Origin of the sequence: Streptomyces sp. NPDC007971, assembly GCF_042958635.1 — a bacterium.
Taxonomy (GTDB): Bacteria; Actinomycetota; Actinomycetes; order Streptomycetales; family Streptomycetaceae; genus Streptomyces.
The window spans coordinates 21658-39866 of sequence record NZ_JBIBJK010000009.1 but is presented as its reverse complement, the minus strand read 5'-3'; the positions used below and the strand labels follow the sequence as shown (position 1 = coordinate 39866).

Sequence of the window (18209 nt, the reverse complement as noted above, 5' to 3'; positions counted from 1 at the left end):
CATGACTACAGGCATGTAGTCAGTCAGTCATGAATGGGCAATGGGGAGGCAAATCCCGGGAACGGTGCGGGCCTGTCGATCGTCTACAGTTCGGTAGACCGTCTACAAATGTGTAGTCGGAAATAACCGGACGGAAAGGGCGTGCGGCGATGGCCACCCCCTCAGACCTGTCGTCGCAGCTCGCGGTCAATGTGCTCGACGCGCACTCACTGCTGGCCGCCTTCGGCGTGCTCGGCGTCGCCGTGGTGCTCTTCGCCGAGACGGGACTGCTGATCGGCTTCTTCCTGCCCGGCGACTCCCTGCTGTTCACGGCGGGCCTGCTGTGCACGGGCTCCTCCGACCGCGGCGTGCATCTCTCGCTCGGGCCCCTGCTCGTCGCGTCGGCCGTCGGCGCGCTGGCGGGCTCGCAGTGCGGGTATCTGCTCGGCCGCAAGGCCGGCGGCGCCCTCCTCGCCCGCAGCCGGTCGGCCCGTCTGCACGAGGGCGCGCAGCGCGCCGAGGAACTGCTTCAGCGCTACGGACACGCGAAGGCGATCGTGCTGGCCCGCTTCGTACCGGTGGTGCGCACGGTGCTGAACCCGATGGCGGGCGCCCTCGGCGTCCCTGCGCGGACATTCACCCTCTGGCAGGTGGCGGGAGGGCTCGTGTGGAGCCTCGGCCTCACGCTCGCCGGATACGCCCTCGGCTCCTCGGTCCCGAACGTCGACAGGTACCTGCTGCCGGTGATCGCGCTGATCGTCGTCGTCTCCCTCCTCCCGCTCGCCGCCGAGGTCCTGCGCTCCCGCAGGGCCGCCAAGGAGGCCCGCGGATGATCCTCGCGCTCACCGGCTCGTCGGTCGACGGCCCACTGTTCCGGGACGTGGTGGAACTCGCCCACCGCGCCCCCGGCCCGCTGGACGGCGTGGTGACGGTGTGGTCGGCCTACGGTGCGGCGGCGTTCGCGCTGCTCATGGCCGTGGGCTGGTGGCAGGCCCGGAGGTCCGGCCCCCTGGCGGGCATGACGGCCCTGGCCGTGCCGGTGGCCGTGCTCGTGGCCTTCTGCGCGGACGCGGCCCTGAAGCTGCTGGTGCGGGAGAACCGGCCGTGCCACGGCCTGCCCTTCCCCACCCTGGAGAGGTGCCCGGCTCCGGGCGACTGGTCGTTCCCCAGCAATCACACCGCCGTCGCAGCGGCGGCCGCCGTCGCCCTCTTCTTCGTTTCCCGCCGGCTGGGCGTCGTCGCCTCCGTGTGCGCGCTGGCCATGGCGGTCTCCCGGGTCTGGGTGGGCGTCCACTATCCGCACGACGTCCTCGCCGGCGCACTCCTCGGAGGCCTGGTCTCGTGCCTCGTGATGACCGTGCTGCGGCGATGGCCGCGGGGCCTGGCCGGGCGGCTGGCGAGGACCAGGCTGCGACCCCTGCTGGTGTCATGAACCGCCGGCGCATCGCGGAGACCGCGGGCAGTGTCGCGCTCGGCGCCTGGGCGGCGTTCGTGGTGCTGGCGATCACGGTCTCCGGCCGGCACGGCGCGGCACTCGCCCTGGACCACTCCCTGCTGGCCTGGTCCCTCGGCCACCGTCCCGGGACCGCCGTGGCCGTGGCCCGTGGGCTGACCGCCACCGGCACCGGCGCCGTTCCGTACGCACTGGTCGTCCTGGCCGGGCTGCTGGCGGGCCGCACCCGGCGCCGGCGGCTGCTCGCCGCGCTGCTGGCGGTCACCTGTCTGGCCACCGGGCAGGCCCTGCGCTACGGCGTCATGGAACTCGTGGGCCGGGCCCGCCCGCCGCACCGGGACTGGCAGACGGCTGCCTCCGGCTGGTCGTTCCCGTCCGGGCACAGCACCACCGCGGCCCTGACGGCCTCCGTGGTCATCCTCGCGCTGTGCGTGCGCGCCCCGCGCGGCCAGCTTCCGCTGTGTCTGGCGGCGGCTGTCTGGGGAGCGGGGGTGGGCCTGACCCGGGTGTTCCTCGGCGTGCACTGGTTCACCGACGTGCTCGGCGGCTGGCTGTTCGCCGTCGGCTGGCTGGGCGTCTGCGTGTGCGCGGCAGCATGGTGGCTGCCCCCTTCTCTGATATCCACCACCGGCGAGGCGGACCCCCCACCCGCCACGGACCAGGCCGACACACCGGGAGAAGCATGCGCCCCAAGATCCTGATCGTCGAGGACGATCACGCCCTGCGTGACGTCCTGCGGCGCGGACTGCACGACGAGGACTTCGACACGGTGACGGCCGCCGACGGCGCCACCGCCCTCAGGCTCGCCACCTCGGACGTCGCCGCCGCCGTGCTGGACGTCGGGCTGCCGGACGCGGACGGCCGGGACGTGTGCCAGGCGATGCGTGCGAACGGCTTCCTCGGGCCCGTCGTGTTCCTGACCGCCCGGCACGGGCTGACGGACAGGCTGTCGGGATTCTCGGCCGGCGGAGACGACTACCTGTCGAAGCCGTTCCACCTGGCCGAGCTGGCCGCCCGGCTGCGGGCCGCCCTCAGACGGACCGCTCCCCCGCCGGCGGCCGGCGCCGCGGGCGGGCTCGTCCTGGACGCCGTCCGGCACAGCGTCAGCGTCGACGGCACCCGCATCGAGCTGACCCCCACCGAGTTCCGGCTGCTGGCGGCGCTCGCGGCGGCGGGCGGCGATCTGGTGCGCAGACGCGAACTGGTGCGGGCGGGCTGGCCGGAGGGCGCTCAGGTCAGCGAGAACACGCTGGACCAGTACCTGACCCGGCTGCGGCGCAAGCTGCGCGCGGCGAGCAGCGAGCTGACCGTCAGCACCGCGCGCGGGATCGGCCACCGGCTCGCATGAGACACCCCGCCGCCCCGGCCTCCTCCGCTCCCCGGAGTCCCGCCGCCCGGCTCGCACCGCGCACCCTGCGGGGACGGCTCTCGCTGGTCGCGCTGACCACGGCCGCGCTGTTGATGCTGATCCTCACGGTCGTCTTCAACACCGTGGTCCGCCACCGGCTCCAGCGGGAGGCCGACGACGAACTGCGCACCCGCGCGGCGGCGGTGGCCACCACCGTCGACACGCGCGGCGGACGGGTACGGGTGCTGGAGACCGTCAACGACCGGCTCCTGGACACCAACGTGTGGATCTACGACGGCACCCGGCTGCTCGAACAGCCGCCGACCGCGAGCCGCACGGACGCTCTCACCCGTGCCGCCGACTCCCTCGCCGCCGGGCGGAGCGGCTGCGCCACGCTCGCCGGCCACGACCCGGTCCGTCTGTGCGCCCACCCGGTGCCCGGGCCCGGGACGCGGGCCACCGTCGTGACCGCGCTGGACCTGTCGCCCTACCGGAGTTCGGCCGAGACGATGCTGCTGGGTTCGTTCGCGCTGGACGCGGTGATGCTCGCCTGCACCTATGCGCTGACGCGCCTGGCGGTCGGGCGGGCGCTGCGGCCGGTGCGCACCATGACGGACCAGGCGACCCAGTGGAGCGCCGTGGCCTCCGAGGAGCGCTTCGGCGGCCGGGGCAGACCCGCCGAACTGGCGGCGCTCGGGACGTCCCTGGACGCGCTGCTCGACCGGATCCGGGCCGTGCTGCGGCACGAGCGCCAGCTCACCGGCGAGCTGTCCCACGAACTGCGCACCCCGCTGAGCCGGATCGTCGCCGAACTGGACTGGTGGCGCTCGCGGCCCCGCTCCGAGGCCGAGACCCGGGCGACCCACGAGGTCATCGCCGAGGCCGCACGCTCGATGCGCACCATCTGTGACACACTCCTGGACGAGGCCCGCGACGGCGTGCCCACGGCGCCCGGCACCACCGAGGTCCTGCCCGTCCTGCACCGCGTGGCGGCGTCCCTGGACGTCCCCGGCCCGGTGCGGGTCACCGTGAGCGGCGACGGGACGCCGCTGCGGGCGGGTGTGCAGGGCGCGCTGCTGGAGCGGATCGTCAGCCCACTGCTCGCCAACGCCCTGCGCCACGGCCGTACGCAGGTCGTCCTCACCGCCCGGCGGACCGCCGGCGGGGTGTGTGTGGAGGTCACGGACGACGGGCCGGGCGTACCCGAGTCGTTCACGCCTCTGCTCTTCCAGCCCGGCAGGCGCGCCGATCCCGGGGACGGCCACGGCGGAGCGGGCCTCGGGCTGCCGCTCGCGCGTCGCCTGGCCCGCTCCGCCGGAGGCGAGGTGGCGTACGACGCCCGGTACGCCACCGGAGCCCGGTTCGTGGTCACGCTGCCCGCCGGATGAACCGCTGCCGGACGGCCTGACACACGGCCCCCGGCCGGACGGTCGCACACACGGCCCGGGTCGGACGGGTCTGACCCGCAGCCGGCTGCCGGACGGTCTGACACGCACGGCCGGCCGACGGACGGTCCGACGCACAGCCGGCCGTCGGACGGTCCGCCGTATTCGCTCAGACGTGCTGCTGTACGGCCCGCTGCTCGGTGACGTCCTTACGGGTGACCGACAGGAGGACGACCAGGCCGAGGATGACGGCGAGGAACAGCACGCTGGTCACCACGGTGCCCAGGCCCAGACCGCCGTCACCGGTGGGCTGGGAGAGGTAGTCCCCGACGGAGGCGCCGAGCGGGCGGGTGAGGACGTAGGCGATCCAGAAGCTCCACACCGCGTTCAGGCCGAGCGCGAACCGGGCGATGGCGATCGCGGCGATGGCCGCCGCGAACAGCACGGCCGAGAGCCAGTGGCCGAGGTCCAACCGCTCCGCGAGCAGGTCGCCGGCCGAGGTGCCGAGGGCGAAGGTGAACAGGACGGCCAGCCAGTAGAACGCCTCGCGCCTGCCGGTGTCGATGTGGTGGATCGACAGGCTGCGCTCGGAGCGGTACCAGGCGGCGAAGGCGACGGCCAGGGCGATCGCGAAGACGGTGGTGGTCGTCTCCAGCGCCACCCCCATGTTGTCGGTGAGGTTGTCGCTGACCAGGGTGCCGACGACGCTGATCAGGGCGACGGCGAGCCAGTACACGGCGGGGCGGTAGGCCCTGGTGCGGAACTGCACCACGAGCACGACCGCGAGCAGGGCGCTCATCAGCAGCGACACACCGGTCAGGCCGAGACCGGCCTTCTCGTTCAGAAGGTCGGCGGCGGTCTCGCCGACGGTCGTGCACAGCACCTTGATCACCCAGAAGTACACGGTGACTTCGGGCACCTTGTTCCAGCGCGGCGGCAGGCCGGGGGCGGTGGTGCCGGCGGCGGCCGTCGAGGTCCGAGAAGTCTCTGATGTCATGGGACCCGACGGTGCCCGCTGACTCCTGAATGCATCCTGAGCGCAGGGGAGGCGTCAGGGTGCGGCGTGCGGTCCGTCCGGGCGATCGTGGCGCTGCCGGACCGCCTCTCCGCTCAGTTCCTCCGTCTCCGCCTCGCTCAGGCGCCCCACACCGTCCTCGGCGACACCGGGACGACGGGGAAGACACGACGGCTCAGATCGGGGCCGCCGGTCGCCGAGTCGCCGTCCGCGGCGTCGTACAGCGCCTGAATCGCGGTCAGAGCGGCCTCACGGCGGGTCAGGCCCGGCCGGTACAGCTTCTTGAGTGCGCCGCGGGCGTACGGGGAGCCGGAGCCCTCGACGCCCGCAACCCGGCTGCCGGCGTCCCGGGATCTCCGCCCCTCTCAGAGTGCCTTGCGCCGCACCAGCATCGCGAGGACCAGCAGGCTCGGCAGCAGCGGCAGCCACACGGTCAGCAGCCGGTAGCCGAGCACGGCGGAGGCGGCCGTCGCGGCGGGGGCGCCGGCAGCGGTGAGCGCGAGGGCGAGGGCGGCGTCCAGGGAGCCGAGGCCGCCCGGGGTGGGCAGCAGGGCGGCCGCGCTGCTGGCGGCGAGGTAGAGCAGGGCCACCTGGAGCGGGGACAGAGGCAGGGCGACGGCCCGGCCGACGGCGATGACCACCAGGGCGTGCAGGGTGGCGAAGGCCAGTGAGCCGCCCCACAGGGCCGCCGCGCGGGCCGGGCGGGTGTGCACGGCCCGGATGTCGGCCCGCACAGCGACCAGCGCCCGACGGCAGCGCCGCCGCAGCGGGCCGGCCAGCAGCACAGCGAGCAGGAGGGCGGCGACCAGGCCGCCTGCGAGCAGGGCCGGGGAGATGTGCGGGACCCGCAGCAGGCCCGGGCAGAGCGGGGCCAGCACCGCGAGCAGGATGAGCCGGACCCCGGCCCCGGCGGTGGCCTTGACCGCGAGCGCGCCGGCCGAGCGGCCCGCCGACAGCCCGCAGCGCATCAGGAAGCGCAGGTTCACCGCGCCCGAGCCGAGCCCGGCGGGCAGCAGGTGGTTGGCCGCGGAGGCGGCGAACTGCGCGGCCACCAGACGTGGTCCGGGCAACCGCCGGGTGACCGCGCCCTGCTGGGCGAGCGCGGAGGCCGCCCAGGTGCCCACGGCCGCAGCCGCGCCGACCAGCAGCCACTCCTGGTCGGCGACGGCAAGACGCACCGCGCCGGTCTCCAGCGTCGGCCAGTGCCGCCGCGCCAGGTACGCCGCACAGAGCAGGACCGCGAGGCAGATCAGGGTGTGCCCGTAGGCCCGGCGGCGGCCGGCGGCGGTGGCGAGGTCCACCGGGGACCTCATGGGCACGTCGGCGGGCGGGGAGCTGACGTCCTGGGCGGCCTCCGGTACGGCGTGCTGGGTCATCGACCGTCTCTCCTGGGTCTGCCATGGCGCCCGGTCAGGAACCGGCCCCCGGTGCGGCGTCGGCGCGCAGGTCGTCGAGCGGCGCGGTCGGCCGGTGCCGGGCATGCCCGGGCGGCCGGGAGCCGTGCGGCGCCGGGGCGGCCGGCGGGGTGCCGCGGGCGGTGCCGGCGACGGCCGGTGCCGTGCTGTTGGCGTTGTCCCCGTTCGTCGCTCCCGGGGAACGGTCTGCGCGGAACGCCACCGGGATGGCCCCGCGCACGGGTGCCGCTCCGCGCCCCGTGAGGGCGCTCACGCGAAGCCGGGTCGGCCGTGGCGCGCGTGCTGCCTGCCATCGTCACCTCCCTGCTCCCACCGCCCGCGAGACCCTACGCCATGTAGGGCCCCACATAACCTACAGCTTGTAGTGTGTCGGGGTGCTGCGCGTCACGAGCAAGGGCGGCAGCCACGGCAAACAGGCCTGAATCACCGCGGATCGAGGCTCTCCGCCGGGACGGTGGGCCATCCGGCCCAAGCCCCTACGCGCTGTAAGGTTGGGGCATGGCTGGCACAGGGTCCCGCGGCAGAGTGGAGCGGCGTAGCGCCGGGGCGCTGGAGAGCGAGGTGCTGGCCGCCCTCTGGGCCACCGAACGGCCGCTCACCCCGGCGGAGATCCAGGCCGAGATCGGCGGCGGGCTCGCCTACAACACGGTCCACACCATCCTCAAGCGGCTGTTCGACAAGGGGCTCGTGCTGCGCGACGCCGACGGGCGCCGGGGCGCGTACCGGCCGGCGAAGAACGCGGCGGAGCTGACCGCCCAGGCGATGCACGAGGCCCTGGACCGGGGCCCGGACCCGATCGCGGCGCTCCATCAGTTCGTGACCGGGCTGAGCCCCGAGGAGGAGCGGGCGCTGCGCGAACTGCTCGCCGGAGGCGGCCCATGAGGTTCGACGTGTACACCCCGCTGGTGCTGTCGTTGCTGCTGTCCGTCGTCGCCCCGGTGCTCGCGGGCCGGGTGGCCCCCGCGCTCGCCGCGCGCGTGCTGACGTCGGCGGCCGTGGTGACCGCCGCGGCCACGACCTGGACGCTGATCCTCCTGGTGGCCGCGTTGCTCGGGGATGCGCCGCCCGTGGTCCGCGAGGCCCGCGAGAACGGGCGGCGGCTGGTGGACCCGGTGCCGGAACTGGTCGGCGTCGCCGCGGGTGTGGCGCTGGCCGTCGTCGTGTGGCGGGTGCAGCGGACGGTGCGCGCCGAGCGGCGCACCCGGCGGGCCCTCCGGCGGCTGTGCGCGGAGCAGCCCGCGGACACGGAGCTGATCGTCGCCGCCTCCGAGGTGCCACAGGCCTTCGCGATTCCGGGCCGCCCGGGCCGGATCCTGGTCACCTCCGCGATGCTGAGCGCGCTGGAGCCGGGCGAGCGGCGGGTGCTGCTCGCCCACGAGCGCGCGCATCTGGCGCACCGGCACGGGCCGCTGGTGACGGCGGCCACGCTGGCCGCGGCGGCCAACCCGCTGCTCTCACCGGTCCGTTCGGCCGTGGTCTTCCTGGTGGAGCGCTGGGCCGACGAACAGGCGGCGGCCGCCGTCGGGGACCGGCGGGCCACCGCGCGCGCCCTGGCCCGTGCCGCGTTGAGCGCCGGCCGGGCCCGCACGGCGTGCGCCCTGCACTTCACCGACCGTGCCGTCACCCGCCGGATCGCCGCGCTCCAGGTGAGCCCGCCGCCGCAGCTGTGGTCCGCGGCGACGGCCGTTCTCGCCCTGGGCGCCCTGCCGGCGCTGCTCGCCGCGGACGCGACGGGCGATCTGCTGGGTCTGCTCTTCGGGGTGCTGTCCTGAGGCTCAGCCGGTGTTCGGGGCCCGGTGCTCGGGCTGCTCGGGAGCCGGGCGGGGGCCGATCGGCGGGACGGAGCGGACGGCGGGTTCGTCGGTGCTCACCGTCAGCGGCTCGCCGTGGTGGTGCACCGTGAGCGGCTCCCCGTCCAGCAGCGTGTACGAGGCCTTGTCCGCGGCGATCTCCACCCGCAGGCGGCGTCCGCGGAACTGCAGGTGGAAGGCGAGCCGACGCAGCCGTTCCGGGAGGCGGGGCGCGAAGCGCAGCCCGGCCGTGTCCCCGGTGGCACGGCGCATCCCGCCGAACCCTGCCACCAGCGCCATCCAGGTGCCGGCCAGCGACGCGATGTGCAGTCCGTCGCGGGTGTTGTGCTCCAGGTCCTGAAGATCCATCAGGGCTGCCTCGGCCGTGTAGGCGTGGGCGAGCCCCAGATGCCCCGCCTGGGCCGCGATCACGGCCTGGCAGCAGGCGGACAGGGAGGAGTCGCGTACGGTCAGCGGCTCGTAGTAGGCGAAGTTGCGGGCGACCTGCTCGTCGTCGAAGTGGGTGCCGCAGGTGTACATGGCCAGCACCAGGTCGGCCTGCTTGACGACCTGTTTGCGGTAGAGGTCGAAGTAGGGGAAGTGCAGCAGCAGCGGGTACTGGTCGGGGCGGGTGCCCTCGAAGTCCCAGCGCTGGTAGCGGGTGAATCCGGTGTGCTGTTCGTGGACGCCGAGTTCGTCGTTGTAGGGGACGTGCATGGCCTCGGCGGCGTCCCGCCAGGCGGCGCTCTCCTCCTCGTCCACGCCGAGGCGCTCCGCCTCCCCCGGGTGCCGCAGGACGGCGTCGGCGGCGGACAGCAGGTTCTGACGGGCCATGAGGTTGGTGTAGGTGTTGTCGTCGGCGACGGCGCTGTACTCGTCGGGGCCGGTGACACCGTCGATGTGGAAGACGCCGTGGTGGTCGTGGTGGCCGAGCGACCGCCACAGGCGGGCGGTCTCCACCAGCAGTTCCACGCCTGCCTCACGCTCGAAGTGCGTGTCGCCGGTGGCCTCGACGTAGCGGACGACCGCGTCGGCGATGTCGGCGTTGACGTGGAAGGCCGCGGTGCCGGCCGGCCAGTACGCCGATCCTTCCGAGCCCTGGATGGTCCGCCAGGGGAACGCGGCCCCGCCGAGCCCGAGCTGCGCGGCGCGCTCGCGGGCCGCGTCCAGGGTGTTGTGCCGCCAGCGCAGCGCCTCGGCGACGGCCGCGGGGGCGGTGTGGGTGAGCACGGGCAGCACGAACATCTCGGTGTCCCAGAAGGCGTGCCCGTCGTAGCCGGAGCCGGTCAGCCCCTTGGCCGGTATCGCGCGCTGTTCGGCGCGGGCCCCGGCCTGCAGGACGTGGAAGAGGGCGAACCGTACGGCCTGCTGGATCTCCTCGTCGCCGTCCACCTCGACGTCCGCGCGGGCCCAGAAGTCGTCCAGGCAGGCCCGCTGGTCGGCCAGCAGCCCCTGCCAGCCGTCGTGCGCGGCGGCGGCGAGGGCGGCGTCGACCTGGTCGGCCATCGCCGGCAGGGAGCGGGTGCCGGACCAGCCGTGCGCGACCAGTTTCTCCACCCTGAGCTTCTGCCCCAGCTCCAGCACGGAGGTGACGGTCAGCCGGGCCACGTCGGTGCCGCTCTCGCTGCGGGTCGTGGTGCGCCCCGGCCCGCTGACCACATGGTCGGCGGCGACGGCGACCCTGAGGCCGCTTCGCCGGGTGCGGTGCACCAGCCGCAGCCGGTTGCCGGAGGCGAGGTGGTCCTCCTGCTCCAGCGGCGACTGGAGCGCCATCGCGGCACGCGGGTCGCCGTTCGAGTCGGGCAGCTGCTCGTTGGCGACCAGCTCCGACTGGATCACCACCCGGCTGCGGCCGCCGACGGCCTCCACCTCGTACGCCACGGCGGCCACCGCCCGCTGGGTCAGCGAGACCAGGCGGGTGGAGCGCACCCGGACCGTGGAGCCGGCCGGGGACGTCCACTCGCAGGTCCGCTCCAGCACCCCGCGGCGCAGGTCCAGCACACGCTCGTGGCTGACGAGCCGGCCGTAGCGCAGGTCGAACGGCTCGTCGTCCACCAGCAGGCGCAGGATCTTGCCGTTGGTGACGTCGATGACCGTCTGCCCGGACTCCGGATAGCCGTAGCCCGCCTCGGCGTAGGGCAGCGGGTGCACCTCGTGCACTCCGTTGAGGTAGCTGCCGGGCAGGCCGTGGGGCTCGCCCTCGTCCAGGTTGCCGCGCCAGCCGACGTGTCCGTTGGAGAGCGCGAACACCGACTCGCTCTGGGCGAGGACGTCGAGGTTCAGCTCCGTCTCGCGCACGGTCCAGGGCTCGACCGTGTACGACCGGTGGGTGATCACCGCTTGCCTCCCAGCTCGGCGAGATCCTTGACGACGATGCTCGCGCCGTGCGCGTACAGCGCCTCGCTCTGGCCTGTGCGGTCGACGCCGACGACGTGTCCGAAGCCGCCCGCGCGGCCCGCTTCCATGCCCGCCAGCGCGTCCTCGAAGACGGCCGCCCGTGCCGCCTCGACGCCCAGGTCGCGGGCGGCGGCCAGGAAGGTGTCGGGGTGCGGCTTGCCCGGCAGGTTGCGCTCTGCGGCGACCACGCCGTCGATCCGCACGTCGAAGAAGTGCTCGGCGCCGACGGCCCGCAACACGTCCCGGCAGTTGGCGCTGGAGGAGACGATCGCGGTGCGCAGGCCGTGCGCGCGGACGGCCTCCAGATAGCGCAGGGTGCCGTCGTAGGCCTCGACACCGCCGGTGCGGATCTTCTCCAGGAGCAGGTCGTTCTTGCGGTTGCCCAGGCCGTGGACGCTTCGGGCGTCGGGCGGGTCGCCGGGGGTGCCCTCGGGCAGACGGATGCCGCGCGAGGCGAGGAAGGCGCGCACGCCGTCGGCGCGCGGGCGTCCGTCGACGTACTCGTCGTACTCGGCGATCTCGTCGAAGGGCCGCCCCTGGGCGCCGTCGTAGTCACGCAAGAACGCGTCGAAGGTCTCCTTCCAGGCGGCCGCGTGCACGACGGCCGTCTTGGTGACGACCCCGTCGAGGTCGAAGAGACAGGCCAGGATGGTGTCGGGCAGACCGAGCTCAGTCATACCCAGCACTGTTCCCCCGCCGGGCCGCTTCCAGTGAGTGGCGCGCGCCACACTGGAGGGCAACTGCGGGTGACACACTCTGCTGTGTGCCGCTGACCTTCGACGACCTCCTCACCCGTGCCCGCGCTCTCGCCCGGGACGAACGGCGTGCGCTGCTCGGGATCGCGGGCAGCCCCGGCGCGGGCAAGTCCACGCTCGCCGAGCACCTGGTGCGCACCCTGAACGCCGACGGCCCGCCCTGGGTGGCGCACGTCCCCATGGACGGTTTCCATCTGGCCGACGCCGAACTGGACCGGCTGGGCCGGCGGGACCGCAAGGGCGCGCCGGACACCTTCGACGCGGCCGGGTACGCGGCGCTGCTGCGCAGGCTGCGCGAGGAGGGGGACGAGGTGGTGTACGCGCCGGGGTTCGAGCGGGTGCTGGAGCAGCCCCTCGCGGGCGCGATCCCGGTGGAGCCGGCCGCCCGGCTGGTGGTGACCGAGGGCAACTACCTTCTCCTGGCGCAGGGTTCATGGGCGCGGGTGCGGCCGTTGCTGGACGAGGTCTGGTTCTGCGCGCTCGACGAGGAGGAGCGGATCCGGCGGCTCGTCGCCCGGCACGAGGAGTTCGGCAAGGGCCATGAGGCGGCCGTGGCCTGGGTGCTGGGGACGGACCAGCGCAACGCCGAGCTGATCGAGACGACGCGGGAGCGGGCGGACCTGGTGGTACCGCCCGGCGCGCTGCCCCTGCTCAGACGTTCAGCGTGAGACCGGGTTCGCCGGAGGCGTCGCCCGCCGGATCCCCGAGCACGGCGGTGAACGCCTCGGTGCGAACCGTCAGCCCCTGCTCGCCGTTCTCCAGGAGGGGCGCGAAGGCCCCACCCGGTCCGTATCGTACGGCGAACACGTGCAGCCCCTCCGGGGTGCCCGGTGCCGGACCGGCCTCCAGCGCGCTGGAGCCGACCAGGTGGCGCCAGCCTTCGTCGGGGTTGCCGTAACCACGCGGATCGGCGGCGAGCGCGAACGCAGCCTGTTCCTGGGTGAGTTCGGCGCGCGCGTCGAAGTGGTCGGGGCCCGATTCCGTGGGATGGACCAGGCGCAGCGTGCCCGCCGAGGCGACCTCGCCCTCGGCAACGCGGCGCACCCGGTCCCCGTCGTCGGCCGCGTACGGCAGCCCGGACAGCAGGTAGGGCGCCCCGCCGAGCCGCTCGACCGCGACCGTCACCCACAGGGCGGTGCCGTCGGTGACGTACAACGACCGCACGTGCCGCAGCACATGGTCGCGGCCGACGACCGGCTGGGTGACCAGCTTGGCCGCGAGCCCGTGGGCGCGGACGTCCCTGACGCGCACCTCGCCCATCGGACGGCACAGCAGGAACCCGTCCGTCACCGGACCGAACCCGTGCCGGCGGCGCACGGCCGCGGGCAGGTAGTAGGTGCCCGCCGCCTCGATGAGCGAGGGGGTCATCCGGCCGTCGAAGGCCACGGAGACCGTGCCGGAGCGCAGTTGGTGGCGCACCGGGACGGTGGCAGGGGTGCGGTGCCAGCGGGTCGTGTCCTGGATCTGCCAGACCAGCATGAAGGCGAAGTGCCCGTCGATCCGGCCGTCCCGCTGGACGGCGTGCCGGCCCCAGAGGGTGTCGCCCCGGTAGCGGCCCAGGTCGGTGCCGGTGCGCCGGCCGAAGTACCGCAGGCCCAGCACGGATTCGAAACCGGAGTGCTGTTCGCCGTAGCGGGGGCCGCCGATGTCGAAGCCGCCGCTGGTCAGACGGGCGTCGAGGTAGCGGGCGAGCGTGTCGCCGTCCTCGGCGAACACCTCCTCACCGCTGATCCGGTGGGCCTGGGCGAGGAAGGACAGGGAGATCGGGCCGTAGTTGTTGTCGTACGCCCCGCCGTGCTCGGGCGGCAGCAGGGCGCCCCGGTCGGGGATCCGCCGGTCGTGGATCTCCTCGGTGTACAGGGCGAGCGCGCGGGAGCGGACCGGCTCGCCGCGGTCGCCGGGCAGATGGCGGGCCAGCATCAGACCGCCGACCACGCAGCCGATGGCCTGGTTGCCCGCCTCCTGCGGGTTGAAGAAGGTCGCCTCGGTCAGCCAGCGCCAGTGGCCGTGTGCCGCGCGCGTGAGCGCGGTGCGCTGGTCGTCGCCGAGGAGGCCGTCGGCTGCGTCGAGGACGTTGACCGCCTGGAGCAGCGCCCACACCGTGCTGGGCCAGTCGCCGATGGGGTGCGCGCCCGCCTCCCGCACGTAGCGGGCGTGCGGCAGACCCGAGTCGGTGACGCGCAGGTTCGGGTAGCCGGGGTTGTCCCGGGTGTGGACGCGCTCGCGCAGGTGGAAGGCGAGGCTGCGGCGCACCGCCTCCGGCAGCCGCGGGTCCTTGCCGCGCTGCCAGGCGAGGGCGAGCAGGGAGGTGATGCCGAGGGAGGTGTCGCCGATGTCGTCGTGGGCGTCGGGGTGTTCGAGGCTGCCCTCGGGCGTGAGACGGGCGAGGGCCTGCTCGGTGACGTCGGAGAGGACGGCGTCGTAGGCCTGCGGGGTGTCCGGCAGGTCGTGCAACGGGCGGCGCTGGTGGGGCAGATGCATGCGTGATCAGCCCTTCGATGCGGTGGTCGCCAATCCTTCCACCAGCCTGTTCCGGAAGATGAGGAAGCAGATGAGGGCCACAAGGAGGGCGAGTGTCGGCCTGGCGAACATCGCGCGGCTTCGAGGCGCGCGGCCGTGTGGGGACCGGCCCGCGACCTGCGGTGCGCGACGTGCCCGGGCGGCCCCGGCGGTTCGGCCGCGTCGCGGTGAACCCTCACGCGTTGCGGGCCGTACCCGTCTGTACGGCAGAAGGTCTGCCGGTACGACTCGTGCAGCGGCGACGCCCAGGGCGACGGGAGCGGTGCGACGGCGGGACCGTGATCGGGTCCCCGACCGTTCCCGTACCGAGCGGCCGGTGCCACCGCGGGGCGGATGATGGCGCGCGAACAGCACACGGTGCCCACGGACCGGGCGGACGCAGCGGGGTGGGCGGACCCCGCGCGTCGAGCGGACGCAGCGGTCCCCGCGGACGGCATCGACCGGGCAGGCCGCATCGAACAGCCAGGTCCCGTCGAACGGTCGGACCGGGCAGGGCAGACGGGCCGGGCAGGGCAGGCGGTCCTGGCCGGGCAGACGGTCCTGGCGCCCGAGGCCCCCGCTGCGGGTCCCGCAGGGCCCGGGCCGGGATCGCCACGGGCACGGCTGTCTGCGGCACTGCGTCGCCGGCGGCGATGGCTGGTGCCGCTCCTGGTGGCGCTGCTGCTGGCCCAGATGGCCGCCGCGATGGTCACCACGGCCGTCCGTCAGACCCCCACCATCGACGAACCCGTGTACGTGGCGACGGCCACCGACTATCTGCACGAGCACCGGCTGCGCTACAACCCCGAGCACCCTCCGCTCGGCAAGCTGCTCATCGCGGCCGGCGTGGCGGTGGCCGGACCGCACTACGACCCGTCGTACACCGGCACCCAGGGCGAGGTGGGCCGGCATCTGCTGTACGAGTCGGGCAACGGCCCCTGGCGGCTGATGCTGTGGGCAAGGCTCCCGGTGATCGTGCTGACCCTGCTGTTCGGGCTGGTCGTGTTCGCGTTCGGGCGTGACGTGGTCGGCGGGGCGGGCGGGCTGGTGGCGCTGGCGCTGTACGCCTTCTCCCCGGATGTGATCGCGCACGGCTCGCTGGCCACGCTGGACGCGCCGGAGGCCGGTTTCGTACTGACGTCGGCCTGGCTGGTGTGGCGGGCCCGGCGGCGGCCGCTGCCGTACGTGCCGCTCGCCGGGGCGGCGCTCGGGGCGGCCGTGGCGACCAAGATGAGCGCACTGCCGGCCGTGCCCGTGGTGATGCTGCTCGCGGTGGTGTCGGTGTGGGGTCCCCTGGGCGGTGCCGACCGGCGCAGGCGGGTACTCCTCGGACTCGGGTGGGCGGCGGTCGTGGCGCTGGTCGCCGTCGCCGTCGTCTGGGCCGCGTATCTGGCGGTCGATCCACGGCTGCGGTTCGTGCCCGCCGAGCCGGTGCCGGCGGTGCACGGGCTGCGCGGGCGCCTGACGGATCTGCTGCCCCTGCCGCGGGCCTACCGGGCCGGGATGCGGGTGCAGTTCGGGCTGGAGGACTATCCCTGGCAGGGCTATCTGTTCGGGCACCTGTACACGGGCTCGCTCTGGTACTACCTGCCGGCCGCGCTGCTGGTGAAGACGCCGCTCGGACTGCTCGCGCTGGGCGCGGCGGGCGTCGTCGCGACCGTGGCGGTACGCCGGCTGCGGCCCGCGGCGCCGTATCTGCTGCTGCCGACCGTGGTACTGCTGGCGGCGGCGATGACGGGTTCGCGGGACTTCGGGACGCGGTACGCGCTGTTCGTGCCGATGTTCCTCGCGGTGGCGGGAGCCGCTGTGCTCGCCCTGCGCGTGCGGTGGACGCAGGTGCTGACGGGGCTGCTGGTGCTGTGGGTGGCGGTGAGCTCGCTGCGGACGTTCCCGTACTACCTGCCGTACGCCAACGAGGCGTTCGGCGGGCCGGCAGCCACCCACCGGCTGCTGCACGACTCCAACGTGGATTGGGGGCAGGACCTGGGCCGGCTGGCCGACCGCCTGCGGCAGCGGTACCGGGGCGAGAGGGTGTGGCTGGTCTACAAGGGCAGCGGTGTGCCGTCGTACTACGGCATCCACGCCTCCGATCCGCGCAGGGTGACGCCGGACCGGGTGCACGGGCTGCTCGTCGTGTCGGACTCCGCGGCCGCCAAGGCACGGGGCGAACTGGCCGAATTGATCGACACGAGCCGTCCGGTCGATCAGGTGGGCCATTCGATCACTCTGTACCGGCGATGAGCCTGCCGGCCCGTCGTCACAGCCCCTGGTCACCGCGGTCGGTGAGCTATGTTGAGTGGTCGTGGGAGACAAAGGAGCCGGGCCGGTGCCCTCGCCTCAGCAGGCACGCGCCCAGGCATCAGCGATCACCTCGGGCAGGACCGGGCCGGAGGCCGAGGCGGCACCGACCTCCCAGCTCAGGGAACTCTTCGACGGGCCGCGGCTGTCCCCGGGGCAGCGGCGGGTCGCCCAGTACCTGATCGAGCACATCACCGAGGCGGCTTTCCTGTCGATCACCGAGCTGGCGGACCGGGTCGGGGTCAGCCAGCCCTCCGTCACGCGCTTCGCCGCCGCGGTCGGCTTCAGCGGCTACCCGGCGCTGCGGGAAAAGCTCCAGTCGATCGCGCTGAGCACCCTGGCCGGCGGTCCCGGCGAGGAGAACCGCGCCAACGAGCTCCAGGCGGCCGTCGACGCCGAGATCCAGAACCTGGAGAACCTGCGCCGCGACTTCGCCGACCCCGACCGGGTCATCCGCACCGGCCGCGCCCTGTCCCGCTCCACCCCGCTGACCGTGCTGGGACTACGCATCTCCGTGTCGCTGGCCGAGTACTTCGGCTATGCCGCCCGCCGCATCCATCCCGACGTGCGGCTGGTGACGCGGGGCGGCAGCGTGGCCTACGACGCGCTGCTGCAGTCGCGCGAGGCCGGCGGCACCTGGGTGCTGGCGTTCGCCATGCCGCGGCACGCACAGGAGACGCTCACCGCGCTGCGGGTGGCGCGCGGCGCCGGCCTGAAGGTCGCGCTGATCACCGATCTGGCGCTGGGCCCGCTGGCCGACGAGGCCGACGTCACCTTCGCCACCGGCACCGGTTCCCGGCTGGTCTTCGACTCCTACGCGGCCTCCGGTGTGCTGACCGCGGCGCTGCTGCAGGCCATGACCGACGCCGACCCGGAGCGCACCCAGGCACGCCTGGAGAAGTACGAGCAGGTGGCCGACCAGCACCAGTTCTTCCTCCGGGACTGATCCGCCGTTCCCTCTGGGTGAGTGATCCTTTCGCCGTGGCGGATCCTCCCCGCAGTTCTTGCTGCCCCGGGCCGCGCCCACGGGGATCATTCGCCAACCGGGGATCATTCACCGCATTTCGCGCATGAATGTTTTCATACGTCTTGCAAACAGGACGGCATATATAAATACTGCTCACGGATCGCACCCGACCCGCTCCGGGCACGTTCCGCACCTGCGGGTTCACCTCCCGCGCACCGCCCCGAGAAAGCCGACGGACCGCCATGCGCACGCAAGCCCGCCCGCCGCGCCGGCCCCCGACGCCCGGGGTCCCCGCACGGACGCCCCAAGCCGCCGTTTCCTACCCGCTGCGGCGCTCGGGGTGTTCGGTGGCGCACCGCCCAGGCGATGCGCCCGTGGCGGCCCCGGTCATCCCCTAGACCGGGGCCGCCCCAATCGTCGGACCACCCTCACGACGCCCGCACACCGGAAGCGATGAACATGCCCCTGACCACCACGCGCATCAGCCCCGACTGGCCCTGTCAGGTCAAGACGCCGGGCAGCTACGACTGGGAACGCTCGGCGGCCAAGTGGCTGCGCGATCTGATCCCGGCGCGCTACGCCAGCTACCCCGCGCTGATACGGCATCCCGTGCTGCTCGCCCGGCACGCGCAGATCCAGGTCCAGCAGGAGATCCGGGTGGCACGGACAGCACTGCAGACGGCCCGCGCCGAGCTGCCCATGCTCGGCCTGCCCGAGTCCGTCATCGAGCACACGATCAAGCTGTACGCGGCCGAACTGCTGCAGCTCCAGCACATCGCGCGCAGCGTGCGCGCCGTCAGCGACGCCATGGCCGGACGCGGCGCCGGCCGCTGACCCTGCGGACCGCCGTGCCGGTCGCCCGTGCCCACCACCCGTGCCCACCGCTCGTGTGCGGCGATCCCGACGTG

Annotated in this window: 17 protein-coding genes and 1 pseudogene; 11 read left to right on the top strand and 7 right to left on the bottom strand. The window is 73.9% G+C overall.

The window, feature by feature from the left end; translation table 11 throughout:
• Window positions 1–149: 149 nt before the first annotated feature.
• The 5 genes from ACFZCP_RS20040 to ACFZCP_RS20020 are packed head-to-tail and all read left to right on the top strand — an operon-like array spanning window position 150 to window position 4168.
• Window positions 150–812: a VTT domain-containing protein gene (locus ACFZCP_RS20040; RefSeq protein WP_391428387.1), complete on the top strand. Its 663-nt coding sequence runs from the start codon at window positions 150–152 to the stop codon at window positions 810–812.
• Window positions 809–1411 (top strand): phosphatase PAP2 family protein, encoded by a 603-nt coding sequence (locus ACFZCP_RS20035; protein WP_391428385.1) that lies wholly within the window; start codon window positions 809–811, stop codon window positions 1409–1411. Before ACFZCP_RS20040 ends, ACFZCP_RS20035 begins: the two co-directional genes overlap by 4 nt.
• Window positions 1408–2133 carry a phosphatase PAP2 family protein gene (locus ACFZCP_RS20030; RefSeq protein ID WP_391428383.1) on the top strand — a complete coding sequence of 242 codons (726 nt, stop codon included), beginning with the start codon at window positions 1408–1410 and terminating at the stop codon, window positions 2131–2133. Before ACFZCP_RS20035 ends, ACFZCP_RS20030 begins: the two co-directional genes overlap by 4 nt.
• Window positions 2115–2780, top strand: coding sequence for a response regulator (locus tag ACFZCP_RS20025; protein WP_391428381.1), 666 nt, complete (start codon window positions 2115–2117; stop codon window positions 2778–2780). The genes ACFZCP_RS20030 and ACFZCP_RS20025 overlap by 19 nt, the downstream gene beginning before the upstream one ends.
• Window positions 2777–4168 carry an ATP-binding protein gene (locus ACFZCP_RS20020; protein ID WP_391428379.1) on the top strand — a complete coding sequence of 464 codons (1392 nt, stop codon included), beginning with the start codon at window positions 2777–2779 and terminating at the stop codon, window positions 4166–4168. Before ACFZCP_RS20025 ends, ACFZCP_RS20020 begins: the two co-directional genes overlap by 4 nt.
• 166 nt (window positions 4169–4334) lie before the next feature.
• On the opposite strand, the gene ACFZCP_RS20015 is transcribed toward ACFZCP_RS20020, so the two are convergent.
• The 4 genes and pseudogenes from ACFZCP_RS20015 to ACFZCP_RS20000 all read right to left on the bottom strand — a co-directional run bounded on the left by ACFZCP_RS20015 (window position 4335) and on the right by ACFZCP_RS20000 (window position 6848).
• Window positions 4335–5162 (bottom strand): hypothetical protein, encoded by an 828-nt coding sequence (locus tag ACFZCP_RS20015; RefSeq protein ID WP_391428377.1) that lies wholly within the window; start codon window positions 5160–5162, stop codon window positions 4335–4337.
• A gap of 54 nt (window positions 5163–5216) precedes the next feature.
• Window positions 5217–5500: pseudogene (locus ACFZCP_RS20010) on the bottom strand (proteasome subunit beta); the annotation flags it as partial.
• Window positions 5501–5545: 45 nt separating this feature from the next.
• Window positions 5546–6493, bottom strand: coding sequence for a lysylphosphatidylglycerol synthase domain-containing protein (locus ACFZCP_RS20005; protein ID WP_391428943.1), 948 nt, complete (start codon window positions 6491–6493; stop codon window positions 5546–5548).
• Window positions 6494–6590: 97 nt separating this feature from the next.
• Window positions 6591–6848, bottom strand: a complete 258-nt coding sequence (locus ACFZCP_RS20000; protein WP_391428375.1) for a hypothetical protein — start codon at window positions 6846–6848, stop codon at window positions 6591–6593.
• A gap of 245 nt (window positions 6849–7093) precedes the next feature.
• On the opposite strand from ACFZCP_RS20000, the gene ACFZCP_RS19995 reads away from it, so the two are divergent.
• Both ACFZCP_RS19995 and ACFZCP_RS19990 read left to right on the top strand, forming a co-directional pair.
• Entirely contained in the window at window positions 7094–7477 is a 384-nt protein-coding gene (locus tag ACFZCP_RS19995) for a BlaI/MecI/CopY family transcriptional regulator (protein ID WP_391428373.1), read from the top strand.
• Window positions 7474–8367: a M48 family metalloprotease gene (locus ACFZCP_RS19990; RefSeq protein ID WP_391428371.1), complete on the top strand. Its 894-nt coding sequence runs from the start codon at window positions 7474–7476 to the stop codon at window positions 8365–8367. The genes ACFZCP_RS19995 and ACFZCP_RS19990 overlap by 4 nt, the downstream gene beginning before the upstream one ends.
• A gap of 3 nt (window positions 8368–8370) precedes the next feature.
• On the opposite strand, the gene ACFZCP_RS19985 is transcribed toward ACFZCP_RS19990, so the two are convergent.
• Together ACFZCP_RS19985 and ACFZCP_RS19980 are read right to left on the bottom strand one after the other, a co-directional pair.
• Entirely contained in the window at window positions 8371–10722 is a 2352-nt protein-coding gene (locus ACFZCP_RS19985) for a glycosyl hydrolase family 65 protein (RefSeq protein ID WP_391428369.1), read from the bottom strand.
• The gene (locus tag ACFZCP_RS19980; RefSeq protein WP_391428366.1) at window positions 10719–11459 is read right to left on the bottom strand and encodes a beta-phosphoglucomutase family hydrolase; all 741 of its coding nucleotides are present in this window, start codon (window positions 11457–11459) and stop codon (window positions 10719–10721) included. Before ACFZCP_RS19980 ends, ACFZCP_RS19985 begins: the two co-directional genes overlap by 4 nt.
• Window positions 11460–11545: 86 nt before the next feature.
• On the opposite strand from ACFZCP_RS19980, the gene ACFZCP_RS19975 reads away from it, so the two are divergent.
• Complete coding sequence (locus ACFZCP_RS19975; RefSeq protein ID WP_391428364.1) at window positions 11546–12205, top strand: nucleoside/nucleotide kinase family protein; 660 nt, start codon at window positions 11546–11548, stop codon at window positions 12203–12205.
• On the opposite strand, the gene ACFZCP_RS19970 is transcribed toward ACFZCP_RS19975, so the two are convergent.
• Entirely contained in the window at window positions 12189–14018 is a 1830-nt protein-coding gene (locus ACFZCP_RS19970) for a hypothetical protein (RefSeq protein WP_391428362.1), read from the bottom strand. The two genes, ACFZCP_RS19975 and ACFZCP_RS19970, sit on opposite strands and share 17 nt — an antisense overlap.
• Before the next feature lie 711 nt (window positions 14019–14729).
• On the opposite strand from ACFZCP_RS19970, the gene ACFZCP_RS19965 reads away from it, so the two are divergent.
• The 3 genes from ACFZCP_RS19965 to ACFZCP_RS19955 all read left to right on the top strand — a co-directional run bounded on the left by ACFZCP_RS19965 (window position 14730) and on the right by ACFZCP_RS19955 (window position 18135).
• Window positions 14730–16277: a phospholipid carrier-dependent glycosyltransferase gene (locus tag ACFZCP_RS19965; RefSeq protein WP_391428941.1), complete on the top strand. Its 1548-nt coding sequence runs from the start codon at window positions 14730–14732 to the stop codon at window positions 16275–16277.
• Window positions 16278–16362: 85 nt separating this feature from the next.
• Window positions 16363–17280 (top strand): SIS domain-containing protein, encoded by a 918-nt coding sequence (locus ACFZCP_RS19960; RefSeq protein WP_391428360.1) that lies wholly within the window; start codon window positions 16363–16365, stop codon window positions 17278–17280.
• 474 nt (window positions 17281–17754) lie between these two features.
• Window positions 17755–18135, top strand: coding sequence for a hypothetical protein (locus tag ACFZCP_RS19955; RefSeq protein ID WP_362690172.1), 381 nt, complete (start codon window positions 17755–17757; stop codon window positions 18133–18135).
• The last annotated feature ends 74 nt before the right edge of the window (window positions 18136–18209 follow it).

Coding starts and splice junctions, on each gene's coding strand:
- ACFZCP_RS19970 (WP_391428362.1), bottom strand. CDS start 14,018: ATGCATCTGCCCCACCAGCGCCGCCCGTTGCACGACCTGCCGGACACC.
- ACFZCP_RS19995 (WP_391428373.1), top strand. CDS start 7,094: ATGGCTGGCACAGGGTCCCGCGGCAGAGTGGAGCGGCGTAGCGCCGGG.
- ACFZCP_RS19980 (WP_391428366.1), bottom strand. CDS start 11,459: ATGACTGAGCTCGGTCTGCCCGACACCATCCTGGCCTGTCTCTTCGAC.
- ACFZCP_RS20015 (WP_391428377.1), bottom strand. CDS start 5,162: ATGACATCAGAGACTTCTCGGACCTCGACGGCCGCCGCCGGCACCACC.
- ACFZCP_RS20005 (WP_391428943.1), bottom strand. CDS start 6,493: ATGAGGTCCCCGGTGGACCTCGCCACCGCCGCCGGCCGCCGCCGGGCC.
- ACFZCP_RS20035 (WP_391428385.1), top strand. CDS start 809: ATGATCCTCGCGCTCACCGGCTCGTCGGTCGACGGCCCACTGTTCCGG.
- ACFZCP_RS20030 (WP_391428383.1), top strand. CDS start 1,408: ATGAACCGCCGGCGCATCGCGGAGACCGCGGGCAGTGTCGCGCTCGGC.
- ACFZCP_RS20025 (WP_391428381.1), top strand. CDS start 2,115: ATGCGCCCCAAGATCCTGATCGTCGAGGACGATCACGCCCTGCGTGAC.
- ACFZCP_RS20040 (WP_391428387.1), top strand. CDS start 150: ATGGCCACCCCCTCAGACCTGTCGTCGCAGCTCGCGGTCAATGTGCTC.
- ACFZCP_RS19990 (WP_391428371.1), top strand. CDS start 7,474: ATGAGGTTCGACGTGTACACCCCGCTGGTGCTGTCGTTGCTGCTGTCC.
- ACFZCP_RS19965 (WP_391428941.1), top strand. CDS start 14,730: ATGGCCGCCGCGATGGTCACCACGGCCGTCCGTCAGACCCCCACCATC.
- ACFZCP_RS20020 (WP_391428379.1), top strand. CDS start 2,777: ATGAGACACCCCGCCGCCCCGGCCTCCTCCGCTCCCCGGAGTCCCGCC.
- ACFZCP_RS19955 (WP_362690172.1), top strand. CDS start 17,755: ATGAACATGCCCCTGACCACCACGCGCATCAGCCCCGACTGGCCCTGT.